General features: G+C 61.7%; 13 protein-coding genes. 1 reads left to right on the top strand and 12 read right to left on the bottom strand.

Annotated features, from left to right (window positions below):
- Window positions 1-13 precede the first annotated feature (13 nt).
- The 12 genes from HX817_RS26495 to iolC form a co-directional block, all read right to left on the bottom strand.
- The gene (locus tag HX817_RS26495) at window positions 14-1,051 is read right to left on the bottom strand and encodes an ABC transporter permease (RefSeq protein WP_003214704.1); all 1,038 of its coding nucleotides are present in this window, start codon (window positions 1,049-1,051) and stop codon (window positions 14-16) included.
- Window positions 1,052-1,110: 59 nt separating this feature from the next.
- Window positions 1,111-2,664 (bottom strand): sugar ABC transporter ATP-binding protein, encoded by a 1,554-nt coding sequence (locus tag HX817_RS26490; RefSeq protein WP_087694121.1) that lies wholly within the window; start codon window positions 2,662-2,664, stop codon window positions 1,111-1,113.
- Between the two features lie 63 nt (window positions 2,665-2,727).
- Window positions 2,728-3,663, bottom strand: a complete 936-nt coding sequence (locus HX817_RS26485; RefSeq protein ID WP_177041730.1) for a sugar ABC transporter substrate-binding protein — start codon at window positions 3,661-3,663, stop codon at window positions 2,728-2,730.
- Window positions 3,664-4,028: 365 nt separating this feature from the next.
- Window positions 4,029-5,069, bottom strand: coding sequence for a Gfo/Idh/MocA family oxidoreductase (locus HX817_RS26480; RefSeq protein WP_177041728.1), 1,041 nt, complete (start codon window positions 5,067-5,069; stop codon window positions 4,029-4,031).
- Between the two features lie 113 nt (window positions 5,070-5,182).
- A complete protein-coding gene (locus HX817_RS26475) occupies window positions 5,183-6,043 on the bottom strand; it encodes a sugar phosphate isomerase/epimerase family protein (protein WP_003214697.1) in 861 nt (286 codons plus the stop codon).
- Between the two features lie 160 nt (window positions 6,044-6,203).
- On the bottom strand, window positions 6,204-7,214 hold the full coding sequence (locus HX817_RS26470) for a Gfo/Idh/MocA family protein (RefSeq protein WP_177041726.1): 1,011 nt from the start codon (window positions 7,212-7,214) through the stop codon (window positions 6,204-6,206).
- Window positions 7,215-7,233: 19 nt separating this feature from the next.
- On the bottom strand, window positions 7,234-9,165 hold the full coding sequence (gene iolD / locus HX817_RS26465; protein ID WP_177041724.1) for a 3D-(3,5/4)-trihydroxycyclohexane-1,2-dione acylhydrolase (decyclizing): 1,932 nt from the start codon (window positions 9,163-9,165) through the stop codon (window positions 7,234-7,236).
- 10 nt (window positions 9,166-9,175) lie between these two features.
- Entirely contained in the window at window positions 9,176-9,991 is an 816-nt protein-coding gene (locus tag HX817_RS26460) for a TIM barrel protein (protein WP_177041722.1), read from the bottom strand.
- A 27-nt stretch (window positions 9,992-10,018) separates the two neighbouring features.
- Entirely contained in the window at window positions 10,019-11,521 is a 1,503-nt protein-coding gene (locus HX817_RS26455; RefSeq protein ID WP_102605498.1) for a CoA-acylating methylmalonate-semialdehyde dehydrogenase, read from the bottom strand.
- 22 nt (window positions 11,522-11,543) lie between these two features.
- Entirely contained in the window at window positions 11,544-12,338 is a 795-nt protein-coding gene (gene iolB, locus HX817_RS26450; RefSeq protein WP_177022789.1) for a 5-deoxy-glucuronate isomerase, read from the bottom strand.
- Window positions 12,335-13,228 carry a myo-inosose-2 dehydratase gene (iolE, locus tag HX817_RS26445; RefSeq protein ID WP_087694126.1) on the bottom strand — a complete coding sequence of 298 codons (894 nt, stop codon included), beginning with the start codon at window positions 13,226-13,228 and terminating at the stop codon, window positions 12,335-12,337. Before iolE ends, iolB begins: the two co-directional genes overlap by 4 nt.
- 145 nt (window positions 13,229-13,373) lie before the next feature.
- Window positions 13,374-15,311: a 5-dehydro-2-deoxygluconokinase gene (gene iolC / locus HX817_RS26440; protein ID WP_102605499.1), complete on the bottom strand. Its 1,938-nt coding sequence runs from the start codon at window positions 15,309-15,311 to the stop codon at window positions 13,374-13,376.
- 303 nt (window positions 15,312-15,614) lie between these two features.
- Here iolC and HX817_RS26435 point away from each other — a divergent pair, with 303 nt between their 5' ends.
- Window positions 15,615-16,511, top strand: a complete 897-nt coding sequence (locus HX817_RS26435) for a MurR/RpiR family transcriptional regulator (RefSeq protein WP_003214679.1) — start codon at window positions 15,615-15,617, stop codon at window positions 16,509-16,511.
- Window positions 16,512-16,595: the final 84 nt, after the last annotated feature.

The following is a 16,595-nucleotide window of genomic DNA, read 5'->3' as shown; positions in this document are numbered from 1 at the left end:
CTTGAGGACCGTGTCAGCGCTTGAGTTTGCGCTTGTTGCGATACTGGTCGATCACCACCGCCACCACGATGATCAGGCCCTTGATGATGTCCTGGATGTAGGCATCCACGCCGACGAAGGTAAACCCGCTGGCCATCACCCCGAGGATCAACGCGCCGATCACGGTGCCGGTGATGCGCCCTACCCCGCCCGCCAGGCTGGTGCCGCCGATCACCGCGGCGGCAATCGCGTCCAGCTCATAAGACATGCCCATGCCCGCCTGCCCGGTGGCCGCCCGTGCCGACGCCACTACACCGGCCAGGCCTGCCAGCAGGCCGGCGATGCTGTAGACGATGATCAGGTGGCGCTTGACGTTGATGCCCGAGGTGCGCGCCGCCTGCATGTTGCCGCCGATGGCGTAGGTGTACTTGCCGTACTTGGTGTAGCGCAGGGCGATATGGAAGATCACCGCCACCACCAGGAAGATCACCACCGGCATCGCGCCGTGGCCGATGGCCGTGTAGGAGTCCGAGAGCATGCTCACCGGCTGGCCTTCGGTGTAGTAACGCGCCAGGCCACGGGCCGAGACCATCATGCCGAGGGTCGCAATAAACGGTGGAATCCCGGTGACCGCAATGATACTGCCGTTGATCGCCCCCGCCAGCAGCCCCACGCCCAGGCCCATCGCCACCGGTATCCACACCGGCAGGTCAGTCAATGACGGAAACACCGCACGGGAAAAGTCGGAAGTCTGCGCCAGACTGGCGGCGATCATCGCCGACAACGCCAGCACCGAGCCCGAGGACAAATCGATACCGGTGGTGATGATCACCTGGGTCACGCCAATCGCCAGCAGGCCGATGATCGAAACTTGCAGGATCATCAATACAAGGCGCTGGGAGTTCATCAGGAAGCTCTGGTCGCGCACGATCCAGCCGAACAACTCAAACACCAGGCCGATGCCAATCAGCACCAGCAGGATGCTCAGCTCGGTGGGCATGCGTCGACGGTGCTTGACCGGCGCCGCAGCGGGCTTCTTTTCCTCGGGTTTGCTTTCCAGTATCGCGTTCATAACCACTCACCTTTTTTATCGCGTTGCGCCGGCCACAACGGGCCGGCGCCGTCTGTTCGTTAGTGGACCGCCGTCATACCGGAAGCCAGTTGCATGACTTTTTCCTGGGTCGCATCCGCGCGGTCCAGGGTGCCCATCAGGTCGCCTTCGTGCATCACCATCACCCGGTCGCTCATGCCCAGCACCTCGGGCAGCTCCGAGGAAATCATGATCACCGCCATGCCTTCGCTGGCCAGGTAGGAAATCAGCCGGTAGATCTCGGCCTTGGCGCCCACGTCGATACCGCGAGTGGGTTCGTCGAGGATCAGCAGCCGTGGGTTGGTCATCAGCCAGCGGGCCAACAGGGCTTTTTGCTGGTTGCCACCGGACAAGGTGTCGATGCATTGCTCCAGCGACGGGGTTTTCACCCGCAGCTTGGTGCACATGTCTTCACACAGGGCACGCAGGGCTTTTTGCTGGATAAAGCCATTGCCGGAGTAATGCGGCAGCACAGCCATCTCCATGTTTTCCAGCACCGACAGGCAGGGGAACAGGCCGCTGAGCTTGCGGTCTTCGGTCAGCAGCGCGAAGCCCTTCTCGATGGCCATGTGCGGGTCGGTGATGCGCACGGTCTTGCCGTCCAACTGGATCTCGCCGCCGGAGCTTGGGGTGATGCCGAAAATGGTTTCGGCCACATTGGTCCGCCCGGAGCCCATCAGCCCGGCGATACCGAGAATTTCCCCGGCATGCAGGTCGAACGACACGCCCTGGAATACCCCATCCAGGCGCAGGTCGCGCACCGACAGCAGCAGATTGCCGATGGGCTTGTCGCGCACCGGGAACAGCTGGCTCAGCTCACGCCCCACCATCATCGAGATCAGGCTGTCGCTGTCCATGCTGTCGGCCCGTTGCAGGCCGATATAGGCGCCATCGCGGAACACCGCTACTTCATCGGCGATGGCGAATACTTCGTTCATTTTATGGGTGATGTAGATGATGCCTTTGCCCTGGGACTTGAGGTCGGCAATGATCGAAAACAGGTGGGCCACTTCCTTGTCGGTAATGGCGGAGGTCGGTTCATCCATGATCAGGATGTCGGAGTCATAGGACACCGCCTTGGCAATCTCGACCATCTGCCGCTCGGCAATGCTCAGGTTACCGACGTGTTCCTCCGGGTCGAGATTGATCCGCAGCCGCTCCAGCAATTGCGCGGTGCAGCGGTGCATTTCCCGGTGGTTGACCATGTGCAGGCCGTTGAGCTGTTCGCGACCGATCCAGATGTTCTCGGCGATGCTCATGTGCGGCATCAGGTTGAGTTCCTGGTGGATCATCGCGATCCCGGCCTTCTGCGCTGCCAGCGGTGTTTCGAATTTGATCGGCTTGCCACGCAAGCGGATTTCACCGGCGTCGGGCTGATAGATGCCGGCGATGATCTTCATCAGTGTCGACTTGCCCGCGCCGTTCTCGCCCATCAGCGCCAGCACCGAGCCGGGGCGCACCCGCAGCTGCACATCGGCCAGGGCCACGACGCCGGGAAAGCCTTTGCTGATGTTGGAGATCTCCAGCAGATAGGGTTCTTCCAGTACCAAGGGCTGGATACCGGGAGGCTGGGAAGCAGTCGCTTGAGCAAACATATCGGGTACTCCGTCAGCAGGGCCGCCGTGGCTGCCCTGCCGGTTTATTGTTGTTATTAAGGGCTACTTGAAGTCTTTGACGTTGTCCGGGGTGATCAGCTTGAACGGGATCACCACGTTCTGCTCGACCGGCTCGTGCCTGGCCATCTTGCGCGCCGCTTCCACCGAACCCACGGCCTGGCCATTGGCGTCCTGGAACGCCGACGCGGCCATGTCGCCCTTGGTAATCGCGTTCAAACCGTCCGGTGTGCCATCCACCCCGGCGATCAACACGGTGCCCGGCTTGGTGCCCGCCGACTTCAACGCCATGGACGCACCGATGGCCATCTCGTCGTTGTTGGCCAGCACCGCGTTGAATTCACGGCCTTGGGTCAGCCAGTCGTTGACCAGGGTCATGCCCTTGTCACGCAGCCAGATGCCGGTCTGTTCCTGCTCGATGGTGATGCCTGGGTATTTGGCCAGGACTTCCTTCACCCCCTTGGTGCGGTTGGTGGTGGAGTTGTTCGCCAGGTCACCCAGCAGGATTACGATCTTGCCCTTGCCGCCGAGCTTTTCGGCGATGTACTGCATTTGCAGGCGACCCGCCTCGACGTCATTGGAGGTCACGGCCACGATGCCTTTGGGCAGATCCGTCTGGTCGGGACGACGGTTGACGTACACCAGCGGAATGCCCGCCGCGAGGGCCGCTTTACTGATATTGGCGGTAGACGCCGTGTCGACCGGGTTGACGATGATGGCGTCGACTTTCTGGCTGATAAAGTTCTCGACCTGGCTCAGTTGCTTGACCACATCGGCGCGGGCGTCTTCGAACTGCAGCTGCACGCCGTCACCCTTGGGGTAGGACTTGGCTTGCTTGTCCATGTCCTCGCGCAGGTAAGTCAGGAAGGTGTCATCGAACGCCGACATGCTCACGCCCACCTTGATATCGGCCGCCGTGGCGAAACCAGTGGCGAGCATCATGGACAGGGCCAGCGCGGTAAAACGGATCGGGGTCTTCATGAACGGTCTGTCTCCAATTTCTTGTTGGTTTTGTGGACGTTGCGTTTTTCAGAGCGAAGCGGTCGGCAGTCGAACGATCGGCGCCCCCGGAATGCAGCACACCAGGGAACCCTTGCTTTCGACGCACAGGACATTCAGGAGGGAAAAGTAAAACGGCCGGGCGCGGGGCAGACCGCGTGGCTGGAGGGCAGGACGTAAAACTCGCAGTACAGCGTTGAAGATTTTCATCTGACGGTACCTGGTTGTTTTGATCTTGTTTTTGTCGAGTCGCCCGAATCGAGTCCGAACGTACTTTATGCAACCTGGAATGACTTTATTGGAAAATAATTTCCATATCAACCTGTTTTAGAATTTTATTCTATTTTTCATCCATGAGGCTCCATAGCCGCCATTTCCACTACCTGCTGGCGCTCTGAACTCAGGCGCGCGGCGTCCAGTACGCGGGTGGTTGCCAGCACATCCAGGACGTTCACCGGCAACTCGCCGTGGCCTTCCACCGCGCTTTGCAGCTGACTGTAGAACTGATTCCAACGGCCCTTTTCCGACGGCACCCGCTCACGATCCGGCCCCTGCTCGAACCAGCCCCAGCGTCGATGTTCTTCAGCGCCCCAGTGCTCGCCTTCGGTTTTAGGGGTCTTGCCGGCCAGCAGCGCCTCTTCCTGGCCGTCCAGCCCTTCGATGGTGTAGCAACCGGCCGTGCCATTCACCCGAAACCGCGGGGCCTGGCTGTTTTGCAGGGCGCTGCCCCACAGGTGTGAAATCACCCCATTGGCGTGGGTCAGCGATACAAAGAAGCCGTGGTCCACGCTCTGCTCATCGGCGGTGTAGTGCAACTGCGCGAACACCCGGTCCACCGGGCCGAACAGTTGCATGGCCTGGTCCACCAGGTGGCTGCCCAGGTCCCGCAGGAAGCCGCCGCCGCTGGCATTGCCCACCGAGCCCGGGTTGTAGCGCTCCACCCGGGATTCAAAGCGGGTGACGGTGCCCAGGGCTCCGGCGTCGATCAGCTTGCGCACGGTGAGGAAGTCCGAATCCCAGCGCCGGTTCTGGTAGACGCTGAGCAGCACGCCCTGGCGCTCGGCGGCGGTGATCAAGGCCTGGGCCTGTTCGGCATTGCTGGCAAAGGGTTTGTCGCTGACCACCGCCACACCGTGTTCGATGGCCTCCAGCACCAGGGCCGGACGGCCCTTGAGGGTGGTGGAGATCACCAGCACGTCGACACCGGCCTCGGTGATCTGCCCGATACTGTCGAAGGCCTTCACTCCGGGGTGATCCGTCGCCAGTTGCTGGCGACGTTCGGGTGACCGTGTCACCACGCCGACAAAGGTCGCCCCCGGCAGGCTGGCTATCAGGGGTGCATGAAATACACGGCCGCCTTTGCCGTATCCAACCAGTCCGATTCGCATACAAATACTCCTTGGTTAATTGTGGCGAGGGAGCTTGCTCCCGCTCGACTGCGTAGCAGTCGCAAGCTTTTCGGGGCAGCAAGCTCCCTCGCCACAGGGCAAGCCACAACGGTCTAACAGCACAACTCGCGGGTCACCCGCTCCAGCATCATCCGGTTGGACTCATCCGGCCGGTCTTCCCAGGCAAACACCGACACCGTGGCAATGCCGTCGAACTTGATTTCCCGCAGAGTGCCGAAAAACGCCTCCCAGTTCACCTCGCCCTGGCCGATGTCCAGGTGCTGGTGCACGGTGGCGGTGACGCCCGGCGGGTTGACGATGTAGCGCAGGTTGGACGAAGCGCGGTGGTTGTAAGTGTCGGCAATGATCAAGTGGCTGAGCTTGGAGCCTGCGTACTTGAGCATCGAGGCAATATCGCCCTTGCCGTCGTCATAGAAGAAGGTGTGCGGCGCGGCGTAGAGGTAGTTGATCCAGTCGCGATCGAGGCCGCGAATGATGTCCACCGACTCGTTGTTGCGCTCGCAGAAGTCGTACGGATGCGCCTGGATATCCAGCTTGATGCCTTCGCGCTCGAACTCCGGCATCAGCTCGTCCATGGAGCGCATGAACTGGTTTTCGCACACCAACGGGTTGTCGGACTGGCCGGTGAATTCGGTGTTGACCAGCTCGCAGTCCATTTCCACGGCGATCTGGATCGCGCGCTTCCAGTTGCGCACGGCGGCAACCCGCAGGCCTTCGTCGGCGGCGGCCCAGTGGTACATGGGCAGCAGGGATGAGAGTTGCACGCCGGCGTCGCTCAGGGCCTTGCGAAATTCCTTGATGCGCGCGCGGTCGACCCGGGGGGCCTTGTAGAACGGCAGGAAGTCTTCCCGGGGCGAGAGTTCGATGTGCTGGTAGCCGAGCTCGGCGGCCTTGTCGACCATTTGGCCGAGGGGCAGGTGGCGGTACATGTAGGGGTCTAATGCGATGCGCATGCTTGAGATCTCCCGAATTTGAGGTAGGAACTCGGTCAAATGTGGGAGCGGGCTTGCTCGCGAATGCGGTGGGTCAGTCGATGCAAATGTTGACTGAAAGGCCGCATTCGCGAGCAAGCCCGCTCCCACACTGACTGCGTTACATCAGTGAGGATTGTGGTTAGCCGTAGAAATGCGGACGCGGTGGCAGGCCCACTTTCACAATCTGCCCACTGTTCTGCGCCTCAATGCACGCATCCGCCGCCACCGCCGCGGCAAAACCATCCCACGCCGACGGCCCCCCCACTTGCCCTGCCCTCACACCGTCGATAAACGCCTGCAGCTCAACGTCATACGCCGCGATGAACCGGTCTTTCCAATCCATAAGGATCGCGTTCGACAGCTTGGCCCCGCTGCGCATCTGCACCTGGGACGGCTCCGGCAATTTCGCAATGCCAGTCTCCCCCACCACTTCGCACTGGATGTCGTAGCCGTACTGGCAGTTCACAAACACTTCCACATCGATGCGCGTGCCCTTGGCGGTTTCCAGCAGCACGATCTGCGGGTCACGCAAGTGCGCCAGCGCCTTGCTCGATTTACGCGGGAACACCACCTGCACCGACACGTAGTCATCGGCCAGCAACCAGCGCAACACATCCAGCTCGTGGATCAGGGTGTCGGTGATCGCCATGTCGGTCTTGTAGTTCTCACCCACCCTCGGGTTGCGGTGGGCACAGTGCAGCATCAGCGGCTCGCCGATCTGGCCGCTGTCGATCACGGCTTTCAAGGCGCGATAGCCTTGGTCATACGGACGCATGAAACCCACCTGCACCAGGCGCTTGCCGTGGGCCACTTCGGCCTCGATGATCTTGCGGCAGCCTTCGGCAGTCACCGCCAGCGGCTTCTCGCAGAACACGGGTTTGCCGGCCGCAATCGCCGCCAACACAAATTCTTCGTGGCTCGGGCCCCATGAGGTCACCAGGATCGCCTCGACCTGCGGCGAATTGATCAGCGCGTGGCCGTCCGGGTACACCTCGGCGGTGAGTTTCAGGTCAGCGACGACCTTGGCCGCCTGCTCAAGGTTGATGTCGGTCACGGCCACCACCTGGCTGTTGAGCAAGGTCTGGCTGCAGCGACGAATGTGATCCTGGCCGATGGCGCCAGTACCGATAACACCCAACTTCAAAGACATGAAAACACTCCTCTTGTTATTAGTACTGCCGGGCCTTGGCCAGGCGTTCATTGAGTTGTTTGGCCACCGCATCGGTGCGCGCGCTGGTGGACACCTGCGCCACACCGACGCGCCACCACGACAGGTATTTGTGGATCATGGTTTTCGGCAGGACCTTGATATCAATCAGCGTCGACACGGTTTGCGTGCGCGCATCGGCCAGCGCCGCCTGCAACTGCTCCACGGTGTTGACCTTGTAGGTCTTGCAACCATAGGCCGCCGCACTCATGGCGAAGTCCACCGGCACAAAACCGCCGTCGAGCTTGCCGGTCTCGGGATTGCGGAAGCGGAACTCGGTGCCGAAGCTGTCCATGCCGTGTTCCATCTGCAAATTGTTGATGCAGCCGAAGGTCATGTTGTCCAGCAGCACCACGTTGATCTTGCGCCGCTCCTGGATCGAGGTGGCCAGCTCCGAGTGCAGCATCATGTACGAGCCGTCGCCCACCAGTGCGTACACCTCGCGCTCGGGCTCGGCCAGCTTCACGCCCAACGCGGCGTTGACCTCATAGCCCATGCACGAATAACCGTATTCGACGTGGTAGGTGTTGACGCCCTTGCTGCGCCAGCTGCGCTGCAAGTCACCGGGCAGGCTGCCGGCGGCGGCGACGATGATTGCGTCGTCGGCCAGGGCTTCGTTGAGCACACCGAGTACGCGGCTTTGGGTCAGGCAGGAACCGGTCAGCTCGATAAACTCACGCAGCACCGCCGGGTCCATGTGGTCGTAGATTTCAGGGACGAAGTTTTCAGTCTGGTATTCCGCCTGGTAGATCCGGTCGACTTCGACGTCCAATTGCGCCTTGGCATCCCGTGGCTGATCCCCCCAGCTGGAACGGTAGTCGCCCAAGGCTTCAGCCAGTGCTTCCAGGCCAACCTTGGCATCCGCCAGCAACTGCACTCCATCGAGTTTCAGTGCGTCGCACGGGCTGATATTCAGGTTGAGAAACTGCACCTCAGGATGCTTGAACAGTGACTTCGACGACGTGGTGAAATCGGTATAGCGCGTGCCGATACCAATGATCAGATCCGCCTCGGGTGCCAGCAGGTTCGCCGCCAGGCAGCCGGTTTCACCGAGGCCGCCGAGGTTCAGCGGATGGCTTGAAACCACCGCACTCTTGCCCGCCTGGGTTTCCGCGAACGGAATATCGAAGCGCTCGGCGAAGGCTTGCAGCGCGGCATTCGCCCCGGAGTATTTGACCCCGCCACCACACACGATCAGCGGTTTGCGCTTGCCCTTGAACGCCGCCACGGCATCCCCCAGCATCGCCTCGGTCGCCGGGCGACGGTCGATACGGTGCACGCGTTTTTGCAGGAAGTAATCCGGGTAATCCCAGGCTTCGCCCTGTACATCCTGCGGCAGGGCCAGGGTCACGGCGCCGGTTTCCGCCGGGTCGGTGAGCACGCGCATGGCGTGGATCGCCGCCGTCATCAGCTGTTCCGGGCGGTTGATGCGGTCCCAGTATTTGCTGACCGCACGAAACGCGTCGTTTGTGCTGATGCTCAAGTCGTGGAACTGTTCGATTTGTTGCAGTACCGGATCGGGCTGGCGACTAGCGTAGACATCACCGGGCAACAGCAGCAACGGAATCCGGTTGGCGGTCGCGGTCGCCGCGGCGGTCAACATATTCGCCGCACCCGGCCCCACCGAGGAGGAGCACGCGTAGATCTTGCGGCGCAAATGCTGCTTGGCAAAACCAATCGCCGCGTGGGCCATGCCTTGTTCGTTGCGGCCCTGATGCACCACCAGGTCGCCGCTGTCCTGCTCCAGGGCCTGGCCCAGGCCCAGCACATTGCCGTGGCCGAAAATCGTGAAGATGCCCGCGACAAATTTGCTCTGCACACCGTCGACTTCGATGTACTGGTTATCCAGAAACTTCACCAGGGCCTGGGCCATGGTCAATCGGGTTGTGGTCATGAGGTGCCCCTTATCGTTTCTGCAGGTGGGCGATACTCGCCCCCAACGCCTGCTTGATATCTGCCAGGCCGTGCACGCTTTCGGCGAACGGTTCGAATGACAGGTGGCCGCTGTAGCCGGTGCTGAGCAGCGTGTCGATCTGCGCGGCATTGCCGAGGATGTCAGCCTCGCCCACCAGCACGCGGTGGCCGTCGCGGATCGAGTTCAGCGGTGCGTCGGCATCTTCCACACCGGAGATATGCACCAGCCCGGTCAGTTCGGGGAAGAACTCATGTTCACTGGCCAGGTGGTGGTGGAAGGTGTCATGCAGCACGCGGAACACATCCAGCCCGCCGATGGCCTTGATCGCATCCACTGCCACGCGCTTGCGGCGCAGGGAGCATTCTTCAAACCCCAGGGGTTCGACAAAACCGAGAATCCCGTATTCCCGCAGGATCGGCGCCAGTTCACTCAAGGCGGTGCGCAAACCGGCCGCGCGCTGGGCTTCGTTGCGCGAGTCGGCGCGGTCGTTCAACGGGCACATCACCAACGCCTGCGCGCCGCATTCGCGGGCATAGGCCGCCAGCTTGATGGCCTGGGCGCGGCGTTCGTCATTCCACACATCGAAGGGGTACAGCGCGTTGATCGACAGCACCGTGATGCCATGCACCGCGCACAATTCGCGCACGCGGCTGGCAGGGGTGCCGTCTTCAATCTCGACGCCCTTGAGGTCGTTGCGGATCTCGATGGCGTCGCATTTCAGGGTCACCGCCAGCTGGATAAAATCCGCCAGGGAAAGGCTGGGGGCGACCATGCGGTTCAGGGCAAAACGTAGAGGCGACTTCATTATTGTTGTGCTCCACACTCGAAAACGTTACTTGGCAGTTGGCATGCTGAATTCAGGGCCCTTGGCGATGCTGTCGGGCCAGCGTTGCATGACGCTCTTGTAGCGGCTGTAGAAACGAATGCCTTCTTCGCCATAGGCGTGGTGGTCGCCGAACAGCGAGCGCTTCCAGCCACCGAACGAATGCCAGGCCATCGGCACCGGAATCGGCACGTTGATGCCGACCATCCCGACCTTGATGGTGCGGGCAAAGGCACGGGCAATGCCGCCGTCGCTGGTAAAGCACGACACGCCGTTGCCGAACTCATGGGCGTTGATCAAAGCCACGGCGCTGGCAAAATCCGCCACCCGCACGATGCCCAGCACCGGCCCGAAAATCTCTTGCTGGTAGATGCTCATTTCGGTGGTGACGTTATCGAACAAGGTCGCACCGACGAAGAAACCACCCTCCGCGCCCGGCACCTTGAAGCCACGACCGTCGACGATCAGCTTCGCGCCCTGGGCCACGCCCTGGTCGATAAACCCTTCGACCTTGGCCTTGTGTTCGGCGGTAACCAGCGGGCCCATCTCGCTGTCTTTTTGCATACCGTTGCCGACCTTCAACTGGTCGATACGCGGCAGCAGTTTTTCGATCAGCCTGTCGCCGACATCGCCCACCACCACGGCAATCGAGATCGCCATGCAGCGCTCGCCGGCCGAGCCGTAAGCCGCGCCGATCAAGGCGTCAGCCGCCTGATCCAGGTCGGCGTCGGGCATCACGATCATATGGTTCTTCGCCCCGCCCAACGCCTGCACACGCTTGCCGCGCTGGGTGGCCTGCTGGTGGATGTACTCGGCAATCGGGGTGGAACCGACGAACGAAATCGCCTCGATATCCGGGTGCTGCAACAGGCCGTCTACCGCGCTCTTGTCACCCTGCACCACGTTGAACACACCGTCGGGCAGCCCGGCTTCGGTCAGCAGGCGGGCCATCAGCAAACTGGCGGACGGGTCGCGCTCCGACGGCTTGAGGATGAAGCAGTTACCGGTGGCCAGCGCCAGCGGGATCATCCACAGCGGCACCATCACCGGGAAGTTGAACGGGGTGATGCCGGCGCACACGCCCAGTGGCTGACGCAGGTTCCAGTTGTCGATGCCGCCGCCGATGTTGTCGCTGAAATCGGTTTTCAACAGGTTTGGCGCGCCGCAGGCGAACTCGACGATCTCGATACCACGGGTGACTTCGCCCTTGGCGTCGGAGAACACTTTGCCGTGTTCGCGGCTGATGATTTCAGCCAGCTCATCGTGGTGCTGGTCGAGCAATTCCTTGAACTTGAACAGCACCCGCGAACGGCGCAGGGATGATTGCTCGGACCACGCCGGGAAGGCTTTCAGCGCCGACGCCACGGCCTCATCGACGGTCTTCTGGCTGGCCAGCCCGACGCGGGCCTGGACTTCGCCGGTGGCCGGGTTGAACACATTGCTGAAACGCTCACTGGCGCTGTCGTGCACCTGGCCGTTGATGTAATGGCCGATTACCGGGGCGTTGCTCATTATTGTTCTCCGTCGAAAGTGCTTAAAGATCCAGCAGCCAGCTGTGCTGCGGGTCGTTATGGAAATGCCAGGCGCGCTTGGGGCCGGCCATCACGTTCAGGTAGTAGGACTCGTAGCCATACGGCACGCTGACGGGGTGATACCCCTTGGGCACCACCACCAGGTCGCTGTTTTCCACGGCCATGGCCTGGTCGATGCTGCGGTCGTCGGTGTAGACGCGCTGGAACACAAAGCCCTGGGGCGGGTTGATCTGGTGGTAGTAGGTTTCTTCGAGAAAGCTCTGGTGCGGCAGATCGTCGGTGTCGTGCTTGTGGGGCGGGTAGCTCGACGAGTGACCGGACGGCGTGCGCACTTCCACCACCAGCAGCGAATGGGCAGGCTCGCTGTCGGGCAGGATGTCGCACACATAGCGGGTATTGGCGCCCTTGCCGCGTATGCTGCGCTTGCATTGCTCGGGGCGAATCAGACGGGGTGCCAGACCTGCGTCGGTTGAGCCGGGAGCGGCGCAGACGGCAATTTGCACGTCGCTCAGCGCGGTGACCTGGGCGTCGGTGCCTGGCGGCAAATAAGCGGCGAAGGGCGACTTGTCTTCGAACACCGAGTGGCGATCACCGAGGTTTTCCCAGTTGAAGCCTTCGCCCTGGATAGTCACCCGGCCGCTGAGCAGCACCAGGCACAGTTCCTTGTCGCCGGCGGTGACTGGCAAGGTTTCACCCAGGCTCAGGCGGTAGGCGGCGAAGCCCACGTATTCCAGGCGCCCTTCTTCCAGCGCCACCATGGTTTGCCCGCGCTTGCTGCTTTTGACCAACAGGCTCATTGTCCAGTCCTCTCGCTCAACAGTGCGCGCAGGGTGTCGTAACCCTTCTTCGCATAGATGTAGCTCGGCGCCACGGCAGGATCCTGCTCGGCCTCCACTACCAGCCAACCCTGGTAATTGGCGGCCAGCAGCACGTCCAGCAGCGCGGCGAAGTCGATATCGCCGTCGCCGGGCACGGTGAAGGTGCCGTTGACGATGCAATCCGGGAAGCTCCACATCTGGTTGCGTGCCAGTTGCACCACCGGCTTGCGCACATCCTTGAAGTGCACGTGGCAGATGCGGGCGATGTGTTTGCGCAGCACCTCGATAGGCTCGCCGCCACCCATGTAGCAGTGGCCCGAATCAAACAGCAGGCCGACTTCCGGGCCGGTGCGGCGCATCAGTTGGTCGATGTCTTCCGGGGATTCGACGTAGGCGCCCATATGGTGGTGGTACGCCAGGCGCACGCCCTGGGACAGGGTGAAACGCGCCAGTTCGGTGAGTTTGTCGGCGTATTCCTGCCAGGCCTGTTCGCTGTGAAAACGCGGGCGTTCGATCAGGCGCACCGGCGAACCCTGGATCGAGTCGGCGACTTCTCCATACACCAACACGCTGGCGCCGTTTTCACGCAGCAGTTCGACGTGGCTGGCGATGGCTTCGATTTCTTCCGCCACCGAGCGCCGGGCCAGGCGACTGGAGTACCAGCCGGAGACCAGTGCCAGGTCGTAGGGGCGCAATACATCGCCGACACCTTTGGCGTCCTTGGGGAATTTGCCGTTGAGTTCAAAGCCTTCGTAGCCGATGTCCTTGCCTTCGCTGAGGGCCGTGCTCAACGGCGTTTCACCGCCCAGGGCCGGCAGGTCGTCGTTGCTCCAGGAGATCGGGTTGATGCCAATTCGGATAGCGGGCATGGCTGCACCTATTATTGTTTTTTCAGAGTTGCCTGAGATCTGCTTTATGTGGGAGCGGGCTTGCCTGGGATGCGCGCGACTCGGTCTAACAGGTGTACCGAGGTGATGCCATCGCAGGCAAGCCAGCTCCCACATTTGACCGTGTTTAGCTTCGAGAACTGCGCCAAGCCTTAATCAATTGCTCAAAGATGCACTGCACCTGCTCAATCAAGGCTTGATCGTCAATCTCCCCCGCCAGCCAGGCTCGGCTCGGTTCCTGGAAGATCGTGCGACCCACGGCGAACCCGCGGCAGGTCTGGCTTTGGCTGGCTTGCTGGAAGCCATCGGCCAGGCATTCGGCGGAAGCGTTCAGGCCCAGCAGCACCACGCCCCGGCAGTAGGGATCGCGCTCCTGGATCAGCTCGTCGAGCTTTTTCCAGTCTGCGGCCGACTGCGCCTCGATCTTCCACCACGCCGGGTAGATGCCCAGGTTGTACAGGCGCTTGAGGCTGCGATAGAGCACGTCGGGATAGGTGGACGGGTGATCCTTGGGGGGCACGACTTCCAGCAGCAGCTCATGGCCGCTGACCAGGGACGCCTGATACAGGGCCTTGAGTTGCGCTTCCTGTTCCAGGCGCAGCAATGGCTCGTCATCGGGGTGAAATTGCACCAGGCACTTGATGATCTGCTCCCGGGGCCAGGCAATCAGGTTGCTGCCCACCGAGCGCCCGTGTTCAAAGGCCAGCGGCCGTGAGTTCTGGACTTCCACCGGGCGGGCGATCCACCAGCCGCGACCGCTGGCGGCGTTCAGCGCGTCCTGGCCGAAGCGTTGGTCGGCCAGAATCCCGACGTCAGCCTCGACGCCCTGCTCCGCCAGTTTGCTTTCAACCCGTTCCACGGCCTGGATAAACAGTTGCTTGAGGGCGCTGATGCGCGCCGGGTCCTGGCCGCCTTTTTGGGCCAGTTCCACCAACTGCCAGCGGTGGTCGAAGGCAAATACAAACAGCTGCTTCCAGACCTTGCGCGGCACGCTGACCTGGTGCAGGCGTTGCAGCACTGCGTCCTGGTCCGGGCGGGTAATCGGCACCGGGCTGTTGAACAGGTAATCAAGTTCGGCGCGGGTCGGCATGGCCGGCGCGCAGGCATGGCGCGACACCACCAGGCCGCCGCAGGCATTCGCCAACTGGCTGCAGCGCTCGTCGCTGGCGTCTTCAAGCCAGCCGCTGAGGAAGCCGGACATGAAGGCATCGCCGGCGCCCAGCACGTTGAGTACTTCCACCCGTACCCCGGGGTAAATCGCGCCGTCTTCAAGGCGGGCCGGGATATCGCCGTGGATCACCGTGCAGCCCTGGGGGCCAAGCTTGACCACCAGGGTGGCCGAGGTCAGGCCACGCACCGTGCGCAATGCCGTGAGCAAATCTTCACTGCCACCGGCAATCAGGAATTCTTCTTCGGTGCCGACGATCAGGTCAAAACGCGGGAGGATTTTCTGCACGTGCTGGCTGACATTCTGGTCGGCCACAAACCGGGTTTCGCCATCGGCCTTGCCGGCCAGGCCCCAGAGCACCGGGCGGTAGTCGATGTCGAGCACGCGTTTGACGTTGTGCTTCTCGGCGTAGTCCAGGGCCTGGATGCTGGCCTTGTACACGCCGTCGGTGGAGAAGTGGGTACCGGTGATCAGCAACGCCTTGCTGGAAGCAATGAACGCTTCACTGATGTCTTCGGCGCGCAGGGCCATGTCGGCGCAGTTCTCGCGGTAGAACACCAGCGGGAAGGTTTCGCGGTCCTTGAGGCCCAGCAGCACCAGGGCGGTGAGGCGTTCCGGGTCGACCTTGATGCCGCTGACGTCACAGCCTTCGCGGGCCAGGGACTCCAGCAGGAAACGCCCCATGTGGTCGTCCCCTACCCGGCTCAACATCGCCGACTTGAGCCCCAGCCGCGCGGTGCCGAACGCGATGTTGGCGGAGGAACCGCCGAGGTACTTGGCGAAGCTCGAGACATCCTCCAGCCGTGCACCCACTTGTTGTGCGTAAAGGTCGACGCCCAGGCGTCCCAGGCAAATCAGATCCAATTGACGCCCACTGGCAAAACGAGTCTGGCCCATGCTGGCTCCTGTTATTTTTATCAGCCTGCGTATGCCGTCGCGGTGGCGGCATACGCTCTTGGTGCAAGCAGACTAGAACGTCTGGTGACGCCAATCAATATTTATTCTATAAATATTTTTTGTGGAATATATTTTCCAATACGCCATCGTCGGTATGTTCCAGCCGCAGTGCATCGTTTCAGCTGCACCGTGGGGCGGGATGCCGAGGTATTTTTTTGCGCCTACCCTGTAGACTTGCGCACATCGACTTATTGTCAGGGGCGCCTCGACGCGTCCTATAAGAACAAGCCAGAAGGATTCCCTATGTCCCAGAGCGCCCCGGAAGACGCACTCGCCAGCCCGCCGCTGAACGCCGAGCGGTTGTTGCAGCTGATCACCGATGAATACGAGAGCCTGCCGCGCCAGCTCAAGCGCATCGCCAGCTACATGAGCCAGCAGAGCGACCGGATCATGGTCGACCGCATCAGCGACATCGCCCGTGAATGCGAAGTGCACCCGTCGGCCATCGTGCGGTTTTCCCAGCGTTTCGGGTTCAGTGGTTTCAGTGAAATGCAGGCGCTGTTCCGCGAGGCCTACACCCACAAGACCACGCCGGTGCAGAACTACCAGCAACGCATCCGCAGCATGATCGCCAACAAGTCGCAGAAAGCCAGCGGCGGCGACCTGGCGCGTGAGTGCGTGAATGCCACCCTCTCCGGGATCGAGCGCCTGGGGCTGGAACTGGATGACGCAGCCTTCGACAAGGCCGTGGACCTGGTGGTGAATGCCGACAATATCTACGTGGTGGGCGTGCGCCGCTCGTTCGCCGTGGCGGACTACTTGGTGTACAACCTGCAGCACACCAACAAGCGCATCCATCTGGTCTCGGGGTTGGGCGGCAGCTATCGTGAGCAGATGCGCAGTGTGCGGGCCAACGACCTGGTGATTGCCATCAGCTTTACGCCGTACGGCAAGGAAACCCAGCACTGCCTGCGGATTGCCCAGCACCATCAGGCCAAGACCCTGATCATTACCGACAGCAACCTGTCGCCCCTGGCCAAGCGGGCGAGCACGGTGTTGCTGGTGAATGAGGGCTCGTCGTTTGCGTTCAGGTCACTGAGTGCGACGCTGTGCCTGTGCCAGGCGTTGTTTATTGCCGTGGCGTATCGGCTGGAATTGAAGGTCGATGAGATTCATGAGCAGGTGGGATTCGACGACTGACTGCGACCGTTCAGCCACCAAAGATCAAATGTGGGAGCGGGCTTGCTCGCGAATGCGGTCTGTTAGTCAACATCTCCATCGACT

Source organism: Pseudomonas sp. C6002 (assembly GCF_013385805.1).
In the GTDB taxonomy this organism is placed as follows: Bacteria; Pseudomonadota; Gammaproteobacteria; order Pseudomonadales; family Pseudomonadaceae; genus Aquipseudomonas.
This window is presented reverse-complemented; position numbering and strand designations above follow the sequence as displayed.